14 protein-coding genes and 3 pseudogenes are annotated in these 18,452 nt (G+C 64.3%); 10 read left to right on the plus strand and 7 right to left on the minus strand.

Annotated elements, in window-relative coordinates:
- On the plus strand, nt 1-1,689 hold a 1,689-nt coding region (gene hutU / locus M3I54_RS40130), incomplete at its 5' end, for a urocanate hydratase (RefSeq protein WP_254345627.1).
- Between the two features lie 5 nt (nt 1,690-1,694).
- Here the strand turns inward: hutU and M3I54_RS40135 are convergent.
- Nucleotides 1,695-2,090: pseudogene (locus M3I54_RS40135) on the minus strand (helix-turn-helix domain-containing protein); the annotation flags it as partial.
- A 102-nt stretch (nt 2,091-2,192) separates the two neighbouring features.
- On the opposite strand from M3I54_RS40135, the gene M3I54_RS40140 reads away from it, so the two are divergent.
- From M3I54_RS40140 to M3I54_RS40155, 4 genes are read left to right on the plus strand one after another with little or no spacing between them, the layout of a single operon-like run.
- Nucleotides 2,193-3,479: an MFS transporter gene (locus M3I54_RS40140; protein ID WP_254345628.1), complete on the plus strand. Its 1,287-nt coding sequence runs from the start codon at nt 2,193-2,195 to the stop codon at nt 3,477-3,479.
- Between the two features lie 26 nt (nt 3,480-3,505).
- Entirely contained in the window at nt 3,506-5,032 is a 1,527-nt protein-coding gene (locus tag M3I54_RS40145; protein ID WP_254345629.1) for an amidase, read from the plus strand.
- A 2-nt stretch (nt 5,033-5,034) separates the two neighbouring features.
- Nucleotides 5,035-5,388: a RidA family protein gene (locus M3I54_RS40150; RefSeq protein ID WP_254345630.1), complete on the plus strand. Its 354-nt coding sequence runs from the start codon at nt 5,035-5,037 to the stop codon at nt 5,386-5,388.
- 27 nt (nt 5,389-5,415) lie between these two features.
- Nucleotides 5,416-6,648 (plus strand): FAD-binding oxidoreductase, encoded by a 1,233-nt coding sequence (locus M3I54_RS40155; RefSeq protein WP_254345631.1) that lies wholly within the window; start codon nt 5,416-5,418, stop codon nt 6,646-6,648.
- A 24-nt stretch (nt 6,649-6,672) separates the two neighbouring features.
- Here the strand turns inward: M3I54_RS40155 and M3I54_RS40160 are convergent, their stop codons facing one another.
- The 4 genes from M3I54_RS40160 to M3I54_RS40175 all read right to left on the minus strand — a co-directional run bounded on the left by M3I54_RS40160 (nt 6,673) and on the right by M3I54_RS40175 (nt 10,735).
- Nucleotides 6,673-7,464 carry a MipA/OmpV family protein gene (locus tag M3I54_RS40160; RefSeq protein WP_375542294.1) on the minus strand — a complete coding sequence of 264 codons (792 nt, stop codon included), beginning with the start codon at nt 7,462-7,464 and terminating at the stop codon, nt 6,673-6,675.
- Nucleotides 7,461-8,366 (minus strand): carboxylesterase, encoded by a 906-nt coding sequence (locus tag M3I54_RS40165; protein ID WP_254345639.1) that lies wholly within the window; start codon nt 8,364-8,366, stop codon nt 7,461-7,463. The genes M3I54_RS40160 and M3I54_RS40165 overlap by 4 nt, the downstream gene beginning before the upstream one ends.
- Nucleotides 8,367-8,382: 16 nt before the next feature.
- Nucleotides 8,383-9,159 (minus strand): DUF4118 domain-containing protein, encoded by a 777-nt coding sequence (locus M3I54_RS40170; RefSeq protein WP_254345632.1) that lies wholly within the window; start codon nt 9,157-9,159, stop codon nt 8,383-8,385.
- A 241-nt stretch (nt 9,160-9,400) separates the two neighbouring features.
- On the minus strand, nt 9,401-10,735 hold the full coding sequence (locus M3I54_RS40175) for an AAA-associated domain-containing protein (protein WP_254345633.1): 1,335 nt from the start codon (nt 10,733-10,735) through the stop codon (nt 9,401-9,403).
- Between the two features lie 1,004 nt (nt 10,736-11,739).
- On the opposite strand from M3I54_RS40175, the gene M3I54_RS40180 reads away from it, so the two are divergent.
- The 4 genes from M3I54_RS40180 to M3I54_RS40195 all read left to right on the plus strand — a co-directional run bounded on the left by M3I54_RS40180 (nt 11,740) and on the right by M3I54_RS40195 (nt 14,733).
- On the plus strand, nt 11,740-12,102 hold the full coding sequence (locus tag M3I54_RS40180; protein WP_254345634.1) for a hypothetical protein: 363 nt from the start codon (nt 11,740-11,742) through the stop codon (nt 12,100-12,102).
- Between the two features lie 98 nt (nt 12,103-12,200).
- The gene (locus M3I54_RS40185) at nt 12,201-13,673 is read left to right on the plus strand and encodes a carbohydrate porin (RefSeq protein WP_375542295.1); all 1,473 of its coding nucleotides are present in this window, start codon (nt 12,201-12,203) and stop codon (nt 13,671-13,673) included.
- 202 nt (nt 13,674-13,875) lie between these two features.
- Nucleotides 13,876-14,379: a hypothetical protein gene (locus tag M3I54_RS40190; protein ID WP_254345635.1), complete on the plus strand. Its 504-nt coding sequence runs from the start codon at nt 13,876-13,878 to the stop codon at nt 14,377-14,379.
- Nucleotides 14,380-14,535: 156 nt separating this feature from the next.
- Nucleotides 14,536-14,733, plus strand: coding sequence for a hypothetical protein (locus tag M3I54_RS40195; RefSeq protein ID WP_254345636.1), 198 nt, complete (start codon nt 14,536-14,538; stop codon nt 14,731-14,733).
- 7 nt (nt 14,734-14,740) lie between these two features.
- On the opposite strand, the gene M3I54_RS40200 is transcribed toward M3I54_RS40195, so the two are convergent.
- Nucleotides 14,741-15,718: a hypothetical protein gene (locus tag M3I54_RS40200; protein ID WP_254345637.1), complete on the minus strand. Its 978-nt coding sequence runs from the start codon at nt 15,716-15,718 to the stop codon at nt 14,741-14,743.
- A gap of 1,030 nt (nt 15,719-16,748) precedes the next feature.
- Nucleotides 16,749-17,936, minus strand: a pseudogene (locus tag M3I54_RS45015) (methyl-accepting chemotaxis protein); the annotation flags it as partial.
- A gap of 358 nt (nt 17,937-18,294) precedes the next feature.
- On the opposite strand from M3I54_RS45015, the pseudogene M3I54_RS40215 reads away from it, so the two are divergent.
- A pseudogene (locus tag M3I54_RS40215) lies at nt 18,295-18,452 on the plus strand (IS5/IS1182 family transposase); the annotation flags it as partial.

Here is an 18,452-nt window from a genome sequence, read left to right on the forward strand (position 1 = left end):
ATGAACCACCCGAACTTCACCGACCCCCGCCTCGACCCGACCCGCACGATCCGCGCGCCGCGCGGCAGCGAGAAGGTCTGCAAGACCTGGCTGGCGGAAGCCGCCTACCGGATGATCCAGAACAATCTGGACCCGGAAGTCGCCGAGCATCCGCATGCGCTCGTGGTGTATGGCGGCATTGGCCGTGCCGCGCGCAACTGGGAGTGCTTCGACCAGATCCTCGCGTCGCTGAAGGACCTGAACGAGGACGAAACGCTGCTGATCCAGTCGGGCAAGCCCGTGGGCGTGTTCCGCACGCATGCCGACGCCCCGCGCGTGCTGCTCGCGAACTCGAACCTCGTGCCGCACTGGGCCACGTGGGAACATTTCCACGAACTGGACCGCAAGGGCCTCATGATGTACGGCCAGATGACGGCGGGCAGCTGGATCTATATCGGCTCGCAGGGCATCGTGCAGGGCACGTACGAAACGTTCTATTCGGTCGCGAACCAGCACTTCAACGGCGACCCGAAGGGCCGCTGGATCCTCACGGGCGGTCTCGGCGGCATGGGCGGCGCGCAGCCGCTCGCGGCGACGATGGCGGGCTTCTCGATGATCGCGGTGGAATGCGACGAGACGCGCATCGACTTCCGCCTGAAGACGCGCTATGTGGACCGCAAGGCCAAAACCATCGACGAGGCGCTGGCCATCGTCGAGGAGGCGAAGAAGACGGGCAAGCCGGTATCGGTGGGCCTGCTCGGTAATGCCGCCGATGTGTTCGCCGAGTTCGTCAAGCGCGGCATCACGCCCGACTGCGTGACCGACCAGACCAGCGCGCACGACCCGATCAACGGCTACCTGCCGCAGGGCTGGACGGTCGAGCAGTGGCGCGAAGCGCAGAAGGTCGCGCCCGAATCCATCGTGAAGGTGGCGAAGGAATCGATGGCTCACCAGGTGCGCGCGATGCTCACGCTGCAGGAGCGCGGCGCGGCCACGCTCGACTACGGCAACAACATCCGCCAGATGGCGCTCGAAATGGGCGTGGAAAACGCGTTCGATTTCCCGGGCTTCGTGCCGGCGTATATCCGTCCGCTGTTCTGCGAGGGCAAGGGCCCGTTCCGCTGGGTGGCGCTCTCGGGCGATCCTGAGGATATCTACAAGACGGATGCCAAGGTCAAGGAACTGATCCCTGACGATCCGCACCTGCACAACTGGCTCGACATGGCGCGTGAGCGCATCGCGTTCCAGGGCTTGCCGGCGCGTATCTGCTGGGTGGGCGTGAAGGATCGCTACCGTCTGGGCCAGGCGTTCAACGAAATGGTCAGGAATGGCGAGTTGAAGGCGCCGGTCGTGATCGGCCGCGACCACCTCGACACGGGCTCGGTGGCGAGCCCGAACCGCGAAACGGAATCGATGAAGGACGGCTCGGACGCGGTGAGCGACTGGCCGCTGCTCAACGCGCTGCTGAACACGGCGGGCGGCGCGTCGTGGGTCTCGCTGCACCATGGCGGCGGTGTGGGCATGGGCTTTTCGCAGCACTCGGGCGTGGTGATCGTGGCGGACGGCACGCAGGCGGCGCATGAGCGTCTTGGCCGCGTGCTGCACAACGATCCGGCGACGGGCGTGATGCGCCACGCGGACGCTGGCTATGAACTCGCGCAGGAAACGGCGCGCGAGGCGGGCCTCAAGCTGCCGATGCTCGGCCGATGAGCGGCGCGCTTACCGGTAAGGTCGTTGGCGATCATGCCGTACTCGTAGTTCGGCGTGTCGTAAATCATCTGCTTGCCCGCGCGCGTGAGCGACGGCTTCATCGGGCCGGCCGCCTTGCGCTTCCTGCGCCCGAAAATCGTGTCGAAGTCCACGTTCAGTGCGTGCGCGAGCGCCGCGAATTTGTCATACGTGAGCGCAATGTCGCCGCGCTCGGCCTTCGAAATCGTCGAGACGGCGATGCCCGACAATTCCGATAGCTGCATCAACGTCAGCTCGCGCGCCTTGCGCGCCTCGCGCAGACGCGCGCCGACGGCCGCGTGATCGATCTCCGTTGCCGCCTGCCCAGTTGCGTGCTGGGTTGCGTGCTCAGTTGCGTTATTTCGTGCTGCGCTCTTTGCCATAGAAGGGACGGTTCCCGGTTACGGGTTTTGTCGTATACGAGAAATGTTTTTTTCTCGTATATGATAACTCGCGTCTCGACTCCCTTTTGAAGGAGCAGCGTCGTGGCCTCAATTGCACTGGGAAAAACGGGTCTTTCGAAGGGCCAGGTCATTGCCGCGACAACGCTGGGCACGGCGCTCGAGTACTACGACTTCACGATCTATAGCTTCTTCGCGATCCAGATCGGCAAGGTGTTCTTTCCCTCTGCATCGTCGGTCAACCAGTTCCTCCTTTCCATCGGCCTGTTCGGCGTGGGCTTCGTGGTGCGTCCGCTCGGCGGCGTCGTCATCGGCGCTTATGCGGACCGCGCCGGGCGCAAGCGCGCCATGGTGCTCACCATCATGCTGATGGCGCTGAGCTGTGCGCTGATCGCCTGCGCGCCGCCGTATGCGGTGGCGGGCATCGCCGCGCCGCTCATCGTGCTCGCGGCGCGCCTGATCCAGGGCTTCGCGGCGGGCGGCGAGTTCGGCCCCGGCACCACGCTGCTCGTGGAATATGCGAGCGACAACACGCGCGCGTTCTTCGCAAGCTGGAACTTCGCGGCGACGGCGCTGGGCCTTGCGCTCGGCGCGGCGGCCGCCACGCTCGTGAACGTGCTGCTGCCCAGGGAAGCGGTCGATAGCTGGGGCTGGCGCATTCCGTTTCTCGTGGGCATTGTGGCGGCGCCCGTGGGCATGCTGATTCGACGCCGCCTCGAAGAGACGCTGAGCGCGGCGCCCGCGCACGGTGCGCAACGCAGCGGCGCGTTGAAGGCGGCGCTCACCACGCATCTCAAGCTCACGATACTTGGGACCTTCGCTGAGCTGGGCGGTTCGGTCTCCATCTACATCACAGCGTTTTTCCTGCCGAACCACGCCGTGCGCGTGTTGCATCTTTCGTCCACGGCGGCGGTCACGTCGGGCGTGGTCAGCTCGCTCGTGCTGTTCGTCGCCGCGCCGCTCGTCGGCAAACTCGCCGACCGATACACCCGCAAGCGCGTGCTCGTGATCTCGCGCGTCGTGCTGCTGCTGAGCGTGTACCCCGCGTTCGCGTGGCTTTCCGCCGCGCCTTCCATGGCTCTGCTCTGCGCGGTGTCTGCTTTCCTCTCTGTGTTCGTGGCGGGGCAGGTCGTGCCGGTGCTCGTGATGATCCCCGAACTCTTTCCGCGCGAAGTGCGGGCCACCGGCATTGCGCTTACCTATGTCGTGAGCGCCTCGATCTTCGGCGGATTTTCGCCACTTGTGGCAAGCTGGATCGTTGCGCGCACAGGCAATCCGCTCGCGCCGGCCTGGTATGTGGCGGCTGCCTGCGCCATTTCGCTGATCCCGCTCGTCTGGCTGCGCGACCGTACGGGCGAGGCCATTGGCTGAACACTACTTCATCAGGAAACCGAACGATGCTTGACAAGACCGAACTGGTCAGTCTGTCCGCCGTCGAACTGCGCCGCCTGATCGGCGCGAAAGCCATTTCGCCCGTTGAACTGCTCGATGCTTGCATCGAGCGCATCGAAGCCGTGAATCCGGCTGTCAACGCGATTACGGCGACCTGTTTCGATGCCGCACGCGAAGTGGCCAAAACCGCCGAGCAGGCCGTCATGGACGGCAAGCCGCTCGGCCTGCTGCACGGCTTGCCGCTCGGCGTGAAGGATCTCGAAGACACGGCGGGCCTGCTCACGACCTACGGCTCGCCGATGTCGCGCAGTCACGTACCTTCTCGCGACGTGGTGCTCGTGGAGCGCCTGCGCGCGGCGGGTGCGATTCTTGTGGCGAAGACCAACGTGCCAGAGCTAGGCGCGGGCGCGAATACGCGCAACCCCGTGTGGGGCGCGACGGGCAATCCGTTCAACCCCGCGCTCAATGCCGGCGGCTCGTCGGGTGGCTCGGCGGTGGCGCTCGCGTGCGACATGCTGCCGGTTTGCACGGGCTCCGACACCGGCGGGTCGCTGCGCATTCCCGCCGCGAAGTGCGGGGTAGTGGGGTTTCGCCCGTCACCGGGGCTTGTGCCCAATTCGCGCCGACTGCTGGGCTGGACGCCGATCTCGGTGGTCGGGCCGATGGGGCGCGACGTTGCCGAAACTGCGCTGCAACTCGCGGCAACCGCGGGCGAATCGGCTGGCGATCCGCTGAGCTATGCCGTGGATGCCAACGCGTTCGCCTTGCCAGCGCACATTGATCCGTCGACGCTGCGCATCGGCTATACCGAAGACTTCGGCTGCTGCGATGTCGACCCGCAGATTCGCGCTGTGTTTCGCGCGCGCATGGCGGAACTCAAGCGCATTGTCCATACGTGCGAGCCGGTGGAGTTCGATCTTGGGGACGTGCATCGCTGCTTCGACGTGATTCGCGCGGAGAGCTTCGTTGCGGGCCTGCATGCCGCCTATACGCGTGACCCGGGCGCGCTTGGTCCGAACACGCGCGCGAACTACGAAATGGGCGCGAAGATGTCGCTCTCGGACAGCGCGTGGGCGCAAGCCGAGCAAACGCGCATCTTCCAGCGCTTCCAGAGCGCGTTCGCGCGCTACGACGTGATCGTTTCACCCACCACGCCGGTTACGCCGTTCCCGTGGACCGAGCTTTATGCCGCGCAGATCGACGGCCGCGCGCAAGAGAATTATTACCGTTGGCTCGCCCTCACGTACGTCGTTACGCTCACCACGCATCCGGCGCTCGCGCTGCCGTGCGGCGTCGATCACGCGGGCATGCCGTTCGGACTCCAGATCGTAGGCCCGTTCCGCGGCGACATGAAGACGCTCGCTGTCTCTCAGGCGCTGGAAACGGCGTTTTCGGCGTATCCTCTTCTGCATCGCCCGCGCCCCGATCTCGCGCGCCTGACGCAGGCAAATCCGGCGCTGACGTCCATCGTCACGGCGCCTCCCATTTACAACCCAGCCGGTAGCGACGCTGCCGGTCTTTCGGCGGTGTGAACATGAGCAACGGCATTCAAAGACTGCAAACCAACGCGCGCATGAGCCAGGTAGTGATCGCCAATGGCGTGGTGTATCTCTCGGGCCAGGTGCCTGATACCGCAGGCGCGTCGATCGACGTTCAGGCAACCGAAATTCTCACGCGTATCGACAAGCTGCTCGCATCGGCGGGCGTGGACAAAACGCGCGTGCTGAGCGCGAACGTGTGGCTGAGCGACCCGAAGCATTTCGATGCCTTCAATGCCGTATGGGACGCCTGGGTTCCGCAAGGGCATGCGCCCACACGCGCCTGCGTGCAGGCATTGCTGATGCGCCCGGGTCTCGACGTCGAAGTGGCCGTCACCGCGCTCGCCTGAGCGCCTTCGAGCCAGGAACATTGTGTGATGAAATTCGATTCGGTCGTGCTTGGCGGCGGTATTGTCGGCGTCTCGGTGGCCTTGCAATTGCAGCGGCGCGGTCTCTCGGTCGCGCTCGTGGACCGCAGGGCACCGGGCAACGAAACATCGCACGGCAACGGGGGCTTGATTCAGCGCGAGGGCGTCTACCCCTATGCTTTTCCGCGTGAGCTTTCCACGCTGCTGCGCTATGCGCGCAACCGCTCGACGGACGTGCGCTATCACCCGGGGGCGATGCCCAGGTTGCTGCCTTTTCTCTATCGCTACTGGCACCATTCGCGTGCCGACCGGCACGCCGAAATCGCGCGCGCGTATGCCACGCTCATCGAGCATTGCGTGACCGAGCATCGCGCACTGATCGAGGCGGCGGGCGCACAGACGCTGTTGCGCACCAACGGCTGGATGAAGGTGTTTCGCAGCGCCGCCGCCTTGGACGCTACGGTGGCCGACGCGCAGCGCTGGCAGCGCGAATATGGCGTAGGCCACGAGGCGTTGGACGCCGCTGCGCTGCGCGCCGCCGAGCCTGCGCTCAGCCATACGCTGGTGGGCGGCGTGCGCTACACCGATTCCGATTCGGTTAGCGATCCGAAGGGATTGGTGACGGCCTACTCGAAGCTCTTCGAGCAGTTAGGCGGCCGCGTGCTGATTGGCGACGCCGCAACGCTCGAACCGTCGTGGCGCGTCATGACACAGGACGGCCCCGTGCTGGCGATGTCGGCGGTCATTGCCATGGGGCCGTGGTCGGGCGATCTTACGGCGCGGCTGGGCTACGCGTTGCCGCTCGCCGTGAAACGCGGCTATCACATGCATTACGCGGTCACGAATGGTGCGCAGCTGAACCAGCCGGTGCTCGACGCCGAAGCGGGCTTCCTGATTACGCCCATGGTGCGCGGCACTCGCCTCACGACCGGCGTCGAACTCGGCTTTCGCGATTCGCCGAAAACGCCCGTTCAGCTCGAAGCCGTGGAGCCGCTCGCGCGCGAAATCTTCGCGCTTGGCGCGCGGCTCGATGCCGAGCCGTGGCTGGGCCGCCGTCCCTGCACGCCCGACATGATGCCGGTCATCGGACCCGCGCCCAGGCACGACGACCTCTGGTTCGCTTTCGGCCACGCGCACCACGGTCTCACGCTCGGCCCGGTCACAGGACGCCTGATCGCGGAAATGATGACGGGCGCACCGACGGTGGTGGACCCTCGGCCATTCCGCGTCGAGCGGTTTTGACGCGGCGCGCACCGGCGCACGTGGTCAGAACCGGTAGTTGAGCCCCGCGAACGCCGTGATCTCGCGGCGGCTCTCGGTGATCGGGCTGTCGGCGGCATAGTGCTGAAGGCGTCCGAACGTCGCGTTCACCGAACCGACCCAGTGCTTCGAAAAGTCGTGCGTCATGTAGAACGTCATGTGCAGGTCGCGAATGCCGGCGCCCGGCGCATAGGCCGGCAAGCCGGATGCCGCACTCTCATCCGGCGTCACGCCGAATAACGTGCGCGTGTAGACGCCGTTGGCCCACGTGAGCCCCGGTCCCACCGAAAACAGCCACCCCGTTAGCGGCAACGACACATAGAGGTCTGCTGTTGCCGTCGTACCTTGCCCGTGGCCGCTGATATCCTGATACATGGCGACGGCGCCGGTGAATGCCCACAGGGTGTAGTCGGCGAAGAGGCGCAGCTTCGGGCCGTCGTCGACATTGCTCAGGCCGTGCAGATGCGGGTCGTCCGACACGGTGCGCGACTGGAAGTCGAAACTCAGCGAGGCGCCCACATGGTAGTTCTCCGCGGAAATCACGTTCACGCCCAGCACGTCCGGCCCTTGCGAGAAGAAGCGGTCGCGGTACGAGATGTCGAGCGACGGGAACGGATAGACCTTCATGTGGCGCGCGCCCGGATACTCGGGCGCGAAATAGGCGCCGGGACCGATCGAGATTTTCCACGGCGAGTCGGTTGTTGCGGCGCTGGGGGTGTCGGTATCGGCCCACGCGTGCGAGGCCAGGGTCAGCGCGGCGACGCACGCCAGCCCTTTCACGACCAGGGATTGCTTCACGTATTTTTCCTTCCCACTGCCGCCAGTTGGCGCAGACGCCTGGCGAGCGCCTTGGAGACGACCGGCGCGTCCTTCGCGCCGCGCGCGACTTCGCTCTCGCGCAAGAACAGGGCCGTTTCGCGCGCAACGATCTCGCGTTCGTTGTCGGAGGTGATCATGTGATACGAATCGTCGAGCCACAGCGTGCGCAGGAAGTTCGAGCCAATGCGGTCGATCACGTGGCGCGGATTGCGCGGGCTCGACGTTTCGTCGTCGATCGCGTGGATCACGAGCGTGTCGTTCTCGATCGCGGCGACATCCTTGCGGGCCGCGCGCGCGAGACGCAGCGCCTGATGCAGCGCGGGCAGCGCAATCGTCGAAGGGCCGACCTCGCTGAAGTCGCTGCGCTGCATGGCGCGCGCGATTTTCTTGCGCAGCGCTTCGTTTCGCACGCCGAACGGTTCGGCCTCGCGATAGCGGTAGCGGTGGCGCAGCGGCGTGAAGTACGCCCAGTCGAGCAGGAAGCGATACCACGGAATCGCCCAGCCGTCGTAGGCGAGCGTGAGCGAAAGCAGGACGAGCGACTGCGCGGCGGGCCGCTCGCGAATCAGGCGCAGCGCGAGTGCGCCGCCGATCGAAAGCCCGCAGATCGAGACGCGCTCGTAGCGCGCCGCCAGGGCGTCGAACTCGCGCACGGCGTTTTCGACCCATTGTTCCATCGGCAGCTGGCCGGTGCCGGCGCTATAGCCGTCGATGACGGGCGCGCACACCGTGAACCCTTCGCCCTGCAGATAGCGCGCGAGATAGCGCAGTTCGATCGGCGAGCTGGAGAGCCCGTGAAGCATGAGCACGGCGTGGCCGTCGCCTTCGCTGAAAAAGCGCGTGGACTGCACGGCTGGCGTTTCGGTAGCGGCCAGCTCCATATCGAGCGTCGCCATGTCAGCTCTCCGTGCGCAGCACGAGAAAATCGCCCGCGTGAGTGGTGAAGCGTTCGCAGTTGCAATTGGCGTGCCGGTACTCGCGCTTGTGCTGTTCGCTGCGCAGACGCACGCGATGATGGCCCGGCGACAGTGCGTGAGTGAGGCGCTGCACGTCGTCGGGATGCAGTGCGTCGAAGAGGGGGCCAGGCGCGACTTCGGCGGCGGCCGGCAGCGCTTGCGACATGCTCTGTCCCACGCTCGCGCGCTGGGCGGCATTGCGCTCGAGCCCCTTGATGAGGATGAAGCCTTCGTGATGCTGCGCGAGATGCCGCAGCAGGCGATGCGTTTCGTCGACGGCGCGGCGCGCCAGCGCGCGCTCGTTGTCATGACGCAGCAGCATTTCGTAGCGCGACTGCGCGACCGAAGTGATCAACTGCGCGCGAAACTGTTCGCGCCGCAGACGCTCGATCAGCGTGATCACGATCACCGTGACGAGCGGATAGGACACCAGCAGGATCAGATCGTGGGTGTCGACGAATGTAATGTAATTGTAGGGAGGCACGAACATATAGTCCGCAATGGCGAGACCCAGCACCATCACGGTCAGCGCAGGCGCGAGGCCGAGGAAGTATTCGACCAGCGAAGCGGCAATACAGAACGTCGTGCCCGGCATCATCGGGCCGAGCAGGGGATGCAGTGCGAAGCGGATGGCACTCGCGAGCGCGAGCGCGCCAGCGGCAATACACCACCGGCGCGGGCCTCTTGGCGCCCAGTGGCGGGCGTTACGGACTTTCATGGTTTCCCGGGTCGCCCGCCGCGTGACGGGCCGTCGCGCGCGTATTGCGCTTGGGCAATCGCTGACGCTTTAGTTGTAAGCAGTGCAAGGAATTCGACAGGAACGGCAAAACGGAGCGGCGGTGACTGACCCGTCACCGTCAGCGCTCTGACGAATTTTTTGTGTGCCGAATATTACCACTGTTTACAACTATCGGATCGGCGACGCCAGGCCGCCGGGAAACCGTAGCGGGATTCAGGCGTCAGGATTCGACATCGGCGAGGCTAAATATTCCGGTCTTGTCGTTATACGAAAAGATCTCGGCATAGCGGCCCCAGGCGATCACGACGTCGAGCGTTTCCTGCGCGGCGTCGTCGGCAAGCAGGTCCTCTAGTTCCTGCTCGAAGCGCACGCGCGGGGCGCGATGTCCGGGGCGCTCGTTGAGCACCGTGCTGATCCGCGCGGCCAGCGGCACGTTGCGCAATAGATGTTCGGCGAACATCAGCTTGCGCTCCTGCGTGCTGAATTCGTTGAAGGTCTTGCCCGCGTGCGTAAGCACCACGTCGCCCTCGCTGACCTCCGCAAAGCCGAGGTACTGCAGCATTTCAGCGACCGGGAAGAGTTCGTTGACTTCCAGTTGCAGCGTTCGCGCGATTTCCGGCATGTCCGCGCGGCCGTTGTAAGGAGCCGCGGCCAGCATTTCGATCAGGCCCGCCATCAGGTTGACCGACACGCCCGGCAGCGCGCTGCCCGGCTCGAGTTCGGGTTTCGCCGGGCCGCCCGCCTGGCGCGCGGTCATCTTCGCGTAGATGTCGTCCACGAGTGCGCGGAATGCCGGGTCGAGACGATTGCGCGGGTGCTTGAACGCCACCGGAATTTCGGCCACCACGCGGCCCGGGTTCGACGACAGCACGAGAATGCGGTCGCACATGAATACCGCTTCCTCGATATTGTGCGTGACGATCAGCACCGACTTGATCGGCAGGCGGCCTTGCGTCCACAGGTCGAGCAAGTCGGTGCGCAGCGTTTCGGCGGTGAGCACGTCGAGCGCGGAGAAGGGCTCGTCCATCAGCATCAGCGTGGGATCGACCACGAGCGCGCGCGCAAAGCCCACACGCTGGCGCATGCCGCCCGAAAGCTCGCGCGGATAGGCATTTTCGAAGCCGTCCAGACCGATCAGGTCGATGGCTGCCAGCGCGCGCTTGCGCCGCTCGTGCGGGCCTACGCCGATTGCCTCCAGTCCGGCCTCGACGTTTTCCAGCACCGTGAGCCACGGGAACAGCGCGAAGGTCTGAAACACCATCGCGACGCCTTCCGCCGGACCGCGCAGCGGCTTCCCAAGGTAGTTCACGTCGCCGCTGGTGGGCGGAATCAGGCCGGCGATGATGCGCAGCAGCGTGGACTTGCCGGAGCCCGAGCGGCCCAGCAAGCCGACGATCTCGCCTTCACGCAGCGTGACCTCCACGTCGTCGAGCACCAGTTGCTCGCTCGGGTTCTTGCCGAAACCACGGCACAGGTGCTGGACGCACAGCACTTCCTGGCCGGTGCGGCGCTGCGTCTGCGGCATGTCGGGAGTGGTCGTTTTGAGGTTTTGCATGGGATTCGTACTCAATCAAGGCGAAGACGGGACTCGGCATACGCGTACAGCGGACGCCACAGCGTGCGGTTGAAACGCGTGACGAATAGTCGATTCATGGCGAAACGAAAAGGGCGTGAAAGGGAATGTTCAACTCACGGCCACGATCAGGGAGCGCTTCGCTTTCTCAACGATGACGAATCTTCATGACCGGAGTTTGGCAGAACTTAGGAAAACCGGGACTTGATGCGGCGCCACAGGTCTTTCAATGGGTGGCACGCCTGCGCCCCGCCACGAAGCGGGGTGCAGGCGAACGGCGGCCGCGAGCGCAAGCGCTCGCCAGGTCGCGCCAAGGCGAACGCGTGCGAAGCCCGCGTCGGCATGGCGCTATGGTTTGGGGTGCACGAAGGAAGACTGCTACGGCGCGCACCGTCTGCCTGCTGGCAGGACGGCGGCTCGGGAAAGGGAGCGGATGTCCTGCCGGTCAGGCAGCGAAACTATTCGAAGATCGACTACTGCTACTGTCCAAGGCATCGGCCCCATTGAGAAGACGGGCGAATTCTAGTCTCGGTAAAAACACCAAGTCAACCAAAATTGCTAAGCAGAGCAGAGATTCAATTCTGAAGGTTGAAGAAACGCGATTGAAAGAAGTTGGAGTCTGCGGGGCTGTTGCTGGCAGGCCTTGTCTTTATGCTTTTTTTACTTGCTTTTTTATCTGCGTGCCCAATACAATCCGCCCCGTCATAGCAAAGGAGTCCTCCGTGGACGCATGTTCTAGTAGTGGAAGTCCGATGCCGGCTAGCGCCGGCAGCACAACCGCGAGATAGTCGCCGCAGGTTCACTCCTTCGCCGCTAACTTGCTTACGCCGGGTTAGCGCGCTTCGTTACTGACTGGTCTCAGTCGCATTTGCGACCAGTCTCTCAGCAGCACGCTCCCTCTGATTGATTGCCATTTGCAAGCTTGCTTGCAGAAATGGCTGCGCTTTCGCATTTCGTCCGCTTATCGCAGCGGCCAACGCGGAGGGATGATGTTCGTCTTTCTCTTTCCTCTCTTTCAACTGCGCGCGTTGCGGGCTGTCTGCCGTCGCGCACGGGTTCTCCTGGCTGCAGCGGCGCTCGCCTGCCTGCACGGCTTCGCTTTCGCGGCTGCGGTTCGCGCCACGCCCGCCGGCGTGCGCCGCCGTTCGATGCACCTCGCGCGCCGCGCGGCGCACATGGCGGCACGCGGCGCGCTGCGCACCGTTCACGCGGGGCATCCGCTCACGCCCACGGGTTACGTGCTTCTCGGCGCGACCGTAGCGGCGGCCGCGCTGGTTTCGCTGCTGTGCGCGTCCGCGTCCGCCTCTGAACCGGAGCATCCTTTATGGCCGCGTTTGCGCTTCGCGTAAGAATCCTGCGCGCCGGACACAGTTTCATCAAGCTTCGCAGGCACGCTCTGCATTGAATAGCGGCCTCGTCCGCAACTTACTACAGCCCCACAAATACTATGAAAAACTTCCTGAAGAGCAAACTGCTCGGCTCGGGCGGCACCATCATGCTGAGCGCTGCCCTCTCGCAGGGCTTCGTGCCTGCCGCCTTCGCGCAGACCAGCGGCGAAAATGCGCCCGCTCAATCTGCTTCGCCTGCTTCGTCATCCAGCGCAGCGGATCAGCAACAAGCTCCCGCTGCCGATCAGAACGCTGCCGCGCCCACGGGCCTTTGGGAACGCTCGAACCTCTTTGGCGATATGGGCGGCTTGCGGCCCTGGCTCGCCCAGTACGGCTTGTCGTTCGGCCTGCAGGAAACCAGCGAGTACATGGGCAACGTGAGCGGCGGAACGAGTCGCGGCGGCGCCTATCAAGGCGTCACCGAGTTCAGCCTCGGCATGGACACGCAGAAGGCGTTCGGTTTGCCTGGCGGCATCTTCAATGTCTCCGGCTTCCAGATTCACGGCACAAGCCTGACTGCGCGCAACCTGCAAACGCTGCAGAACGCGAGCGGCATCGAGGCCGACGCCTCGACTCGCTTGTGGGAGTTGTGGTACCAGCAGACGCTGCCAGGCGGCAAGGTCGACGTGAAGGTCGGTCAGCAAAGCCTCGACCAGGAATTCATGGTCAGCGAGTACGCGAATACGTTCATGAACGCGACGTTCGGCTGGTCGGTGCTGCCGTCCGTCGATCTGCCTGCGGGCGGCCCTGCGTATCCGCTTTCTTCGCTCGGCGTGCGCGTGCGTGCCACGCCTACCGATGCGATCACCGTGCTCGGCGGCGTATTCGACGGCAACCCGGCGCCGGGAGAGGGCGACCCGCAAAAGCTCAACGCGAGCGGCACGAATTTCAACCTGGGCAATGGCGCGCTGGTGATCGGCGAGATTCAGTATGCAATTAATCAGCCGCCGGCTAATAGTTCGGATCCCAAACCAAGTGGAATGCCGGGCACCTACAAGCTTGGCTTCTGGTACAACAGCAACCGCTTCGCCGATCCGGCAACGGGCGTGACGGGCGTAGGCGGCCCGGTTAGCTATCGGGGCAACTACAGCATCTATGCCGTGGCGGACCAGATGGTGTGGCGTCCGAGCGCAGATAGTCCGCAGTCGGTGGGCGTGTTCGCGCGCGTGATGGGCGCACCCGGCGATCGCAACCTGGTGGACCTCGGGGTCAACGCGGGCGTGACGCTCAAGGCGCCGTTCAAGGGGCGCGACAACGACGTGGCCGGCCTGGCGGTTGGCTACGCGCACATCGGCTCGCATGCGCAAGACTACGCGAGCGCCCAGGCGGTCTCGACGCCTGGCTACCCGTCGCGCAGCGCCGAGACGGTTCTGGAAGCGACTTACCAGTATCAGATCGCGCCGTGGTGGCAATTGCAGGCGGACTTTCAGTACTTCTTCCGACCCGCGGGTGGCATTCCCGACCCGCAGAATCCGTCGCGGCGTATTGGCGACGAGGCGGTGCTCGGCCTGCGTACGACGGTCGCATTCTGATTGGCAAACGCCGCTCCTGCCGCCGGCTTGGCGGTGGCAGGAGCGCGCAGGATGACGAAGCGTTGCGTTGGCCGCGTGAAAATGCGAGCGAAAAGCGAGGGAAGACCCCGATTGGTCGGACTTGTGATTGATCTAGACTCCAGTGGCGAGTGCTGCGCAGCTATTCGATGCGGCACCAGTTTCCAAACGCAGATTTCGTTCCATGAAGCATCCGATCCAGGGATGGCTTTTGGGTGTCTGTCTTCTGGCGCTCGCCAGCGTCTCGGCGGCCGAACCCGCCAAGGCGGCGCACACCCAGAAGCCTGTCCATAAGCACGTCCAGAAGTACGCGAGGGGCCACGCCCCGAAACACGCCGTTGCGGCCGCGCCTGCGCCGGCGGCGCCTTCAGTCTCTTTGCCCGCAATTGCGAAGCGCTACGAGTACCAGTCGCCGTTTGAAAGGCAGTACGACGCGCATCTGGCGAAAACCACCGCTGCGACGCCTGGCACTCCGGACGACAGCGACGGCACGCTCGATGCGAGGACCAACGGGCCACGCACGCCGGGAGCCCAGGTCGATAGTAATGGGGTCCCGAACCAGGCGCTTCATCCGCAAACGCCGCCGCTCGCCACCGTAGGCGACTGGGATCTCTCTGCCGATGCGCATCTTCCGTTGACGCGGTCGCATGATACGGGTGCGGCTATTAGCGCCCGACATGGGTTCTAAAACGAAAATTCCCCCGCCACCCACCTCCTTACCACCGCGAGGTAATCGGTAAGGAATTGCCGTTATCGCATGTTGCTCCCGGGAATGCGGATGAGGCGAGCCAGTAAGCTGACAGGCTCATCTACCGCAAAAGAATCCTCCCCGGACCCACGCCTCATGTCACAACGACGCCCAACCTGTTCGCGCATCCTGGGTCAGCTCCTGCTCCCCGTGCTGCTCAGCTCGACGCTGATGCTGCAGGGCTGCGCGACGACCGCGGAAAATATTGCCCTGGGTTTTGGTATCGGCTCGGTCGGTACCATCTCCGCCCTGGGTTGCCTGCTCGCCTGCCAGATGAACGACGCGCACTGGTAAGCGGCGCTCAGTAGTACATCCATCGCCCATACTGCGGCGACCAGTACACCCAGCGCGCCGGCGGTTGCTGGTACTGCGCCCCCCACGGTGCGGGCGGCGGGTAGGCAGCGGGCCGGGGCGGTGCATACATGGGCCGCTGCTGCGGGTATTGCTGCTGGGCGTATTGCTGCGCATACACCGGTTGCTGCTGCTGCGCATAGGCGGGTGGCTGCGCGTAAGCCGGCCGCTGTTGCGCATACGCTGGCTGCTGCGCATAGCCATACGGCTGGGGCGGCGGCGCGTATTGTTGGGCCTGCGGTTGGACCTGTTGCTGGACCCGTGGCTGCTCCGGTTGGGAGTAGGGTTGGGCGTAACCCTGGCCCTGCGTCGAGTAAATCTGCGCGGAGCGCGGCGGCTCCGATTCGTCGATGGCTTCGTCGCTCGCCAGCGACTCCGGCGGCGCGACGTCGTCCTGCGCGGGCGGCGTTGCCGCAACAGCGCGATGGTTCGCGCTCGCTTGCGCGTAGGCGCGGGGCTGCGGTTGCCGGGCGGCCGCAGCCGGTGCTGCGTTCGCAGCGTTGGCGCGCGCGTTCGTCTGCTCGGGAGCCGGCGCCGCCGCTACGGCCGGAGCCGCGGCGGTGGAGTCCTGGACGTCTTGCACCTCTTGCGCGCTTTGTGCGCCCTGCCCATCCCCGAGCGGCTTGACCACGACCGGCACGGTCATGACCGTCGAGACCTCGCCCGCGTCGCTATACGTGTGCTTGATGTCGAGGATGGGCTTCTGCGCCGCCGCGCCGGCAGCCTTCTTCGCGGGCGCTGCAGCTGGAGCCCCCGTCTGCGCCATCTCCTCTCGGGCTGCCTTGTAGCCCCGGTCATAGGCCGCCTGGACTTCGCGGTCCTGCGCCGCAGCCTCTTCTTCCTTGCTATCGGCGTGGGACGCTGCCGATATCGCGCAGCCCACTGCAAGCATTGCGATGGCCGTCGCGTGCCTTGCGGTCGTGTCCATGGAGGGACCTCTAATTCTGTTTCTCGATGATCTCATCGTACTACGCGGCTGATGACATTCAAGCGGCGGGAAACCCCCTGGGTATGCAGCCGAACGCAAGCGCTCAGCCCGGCGACACTTGCGCCGGCAACCACTGCCGGAACGCGGCCAGGCGGCTCTGATTGATGTCGGTCGTGCGGCACAAAACGAAATGCGTTTCGCGTAAAAAGCGCGTGAAGCGATCGGTGCCTGGCGCCGCCTCCCGGCCGTTTTAGCGCGCCGCAGCAGGAAATCGCCACGTCGATTTCCTGAGCGCGCGGGAGGTCCACTGGCTCCGGTCCAGTGGAAAGCCGCAGTGTGATGTTGGGGGGCGCGTAGTCGGAAAGCCCTGGCCCGAGCCATTCCACGGCGAAACCAGGCTCGGTAAGCGCTTGACGGATTATTTCAATTTGCTTGCGCTTTCGTCAGGCATGGAGGGCGCGCCGGGCAGGTGCGTTGAAGTCAAGCGCCCCGCGCGGGCTGCGCGTGCGAACGCACGCAGTTGGTGGGAAGAGACTGCACGGCAGGCCAGCGGATGTGCGGCCGATGCTGTTCTGCTGGTGTGATCAGCGCACTGCAAGCAATGGCGATCGGACCGGCCGTTTTACGATCCGGCGAAGCGATCCGAAAAAATCGATGGCCCGCATCGGAGAAGAGAAAAAGGTGTTCTCTTCTCCGCTCTCCCTGCAGCGGGACGTATTGAGAACTGGTTTAGCGGGGCGCTCCAGCGAACCCGGCGGCCTCAGAAGGATTGCCAATCCTCTTCGCCGCCGGTGGCTGAATTGCGCACCGGCAATGCCGCCGCCTTACCGGCCGCCGGCTTCGGTGCTGGCAATGCGCGTTGCCGGCCCGGGAACGCCAATTGATTGTTCGTGGCTGGGAAAGTCGATTCGTCTCCAGCGAGCCTGATGAAACGCATCTCGGTCTTCATTCGTTCGGCCTGTTCCTGCAGCGACTGGGCGGCGGCCGCGGCCTGTTCCACGAGCGCTGCGTTTTGTTGCGTCACTTCGTCGATCTGCGTGATTGCCTGATGCACCTGTGCGATGCCCTTGCTCTGCTCGTCGGAGGCGGCTGAGATCTCGCCCACAATGTCGGAAACGCGACCGATCGCCTGACTCACCTTACTCATGCTCGAGTTGACCGCGGTCGCCTGTTCGGCGCCTCGGCGCACCTTGGCGGACGAGGCCTCGATCAGCTCCTTGATCTCCCTCGCAGCGGCCGACGCCCGCTGGGCCAACGCGCGTACCTCGCCGGCCACCACCGCGAATCCGCGCCCCTGTTCCCCGGCCCGAGCGGCTTCCACAGCGGCATTCAAGGCCAGAATGTTGGTCTGAAACGCGATGCCCTCGATCATGCCGGTGATGTCGGCGATCTGTTCCGCGGCGACGTTCACCGATTCGCCTGAGTCACGAATGCCGTGAACCGTACTCGCGACCCGTTCGCTCATTGACTTCATCGCTTCGAGAAGGCGCCCGAATTCACCCTGCGCGTGTACGACGACCCGACCATCGAGGCGTCCCTGGGCGATTTCGTTCGCGATCTGGACCGTCTGGTTAAGCGGTACGGTAATGACGCGCACCAGGTGGATGGTTGCCACAACGAGGATTGCAGCGCCGACAACGATTAGGGCGAGGCCAAGTATCGTAAGTGAGCCGGCCAATGCCGTGCCCGCACTCGCGGCGTCCCGGGCCTGATCGCTGTTGTTATCGAAGTCTGAGACGAGCAAGTCCGAAAGCGTATTGCCGATCGGAAGGACGATTTGCGCCTGAATGGCTCCCGCGGCGGTGAAGTCGCCAGCCTCGATAAGCGGCAGCTCTTTTTCCACCGCCGACTCATACTCGGGCAAGAGCGCGTTAATCTTGTCGGCGATCGCCTGCTCAGAAGCGCTGGTAACACCACCGCCCGCGTAATAGCTTTTCCAATCGCTGGCCAGTTTTGAACGGTATTCCCGGACATTCGGCACGAGGTCTCTGGTCTGCTGCGCTTGCGATCGCCACAGTGCGAGACGTATGCCCATCATTGAAGACTGAACTTTTGCGACTAGCGTGATCGGAACCACATTACTGCGGTAGATGTCTTCGAGAGAAGCGCTCAATTTCCTGATGCCGTGTAGTCTGGCGCCCCCTACGAGAACGGTCATCAACATGCCGATCGAAAGTACAAGAACAATTCGTGACTTGACTGAAGTTAGAAAGTACATCGTCGAAATTCTCAAGATTTAGAAATACTGGATTGACCCCGCTCCTGTTTAAGCGAGTGTCTGAATGCGCTTTTGTTCTGCGCTGTTGTGGACGGCTCGGCTCATGTCCGATTCGTGCGAGGAGCTTCCCCAGCGTCGTGAGGGACATGCGGAATCGATTGAGCCGCGGTGATTTAATGGTGACCGGCTTCCTTTACGCGCGACGCCCGGATCACGCCGGCGAGCTCGTCCGCGACGAACTTCGCGACGTATGCGTTGGCGCCGGCTTTAACAGGTTGCTGAAGTACCGCTGAAACATGTCATCGCGCAGAGTTCGTGAAGCGTTGATAGATGAACCACCACTTACCCACTGGAGATCATGCGCGGCGCCGACACTTTCACCGAGAGTTTGTTTTCCGTGCGCAAGCTGGACGACTTCGTCCCCAAGTCGCATCCGTTGCGTTCGATCCGCGTAATGGCGAACGAAGCGCTGGCGAAGATGGATCGACTGTTCGCCGAGATGTACGAAGCGGACAT

The organism is Paraburkholderia sp. CNPSo 3274, from assembly GCF_024206475.1.
Classification (GTDB): Bacteria; Pseudomonadota; Gammaproteobacteria; order Burkholderiales; family Burkholderiaceae; genus Paraburkholderia.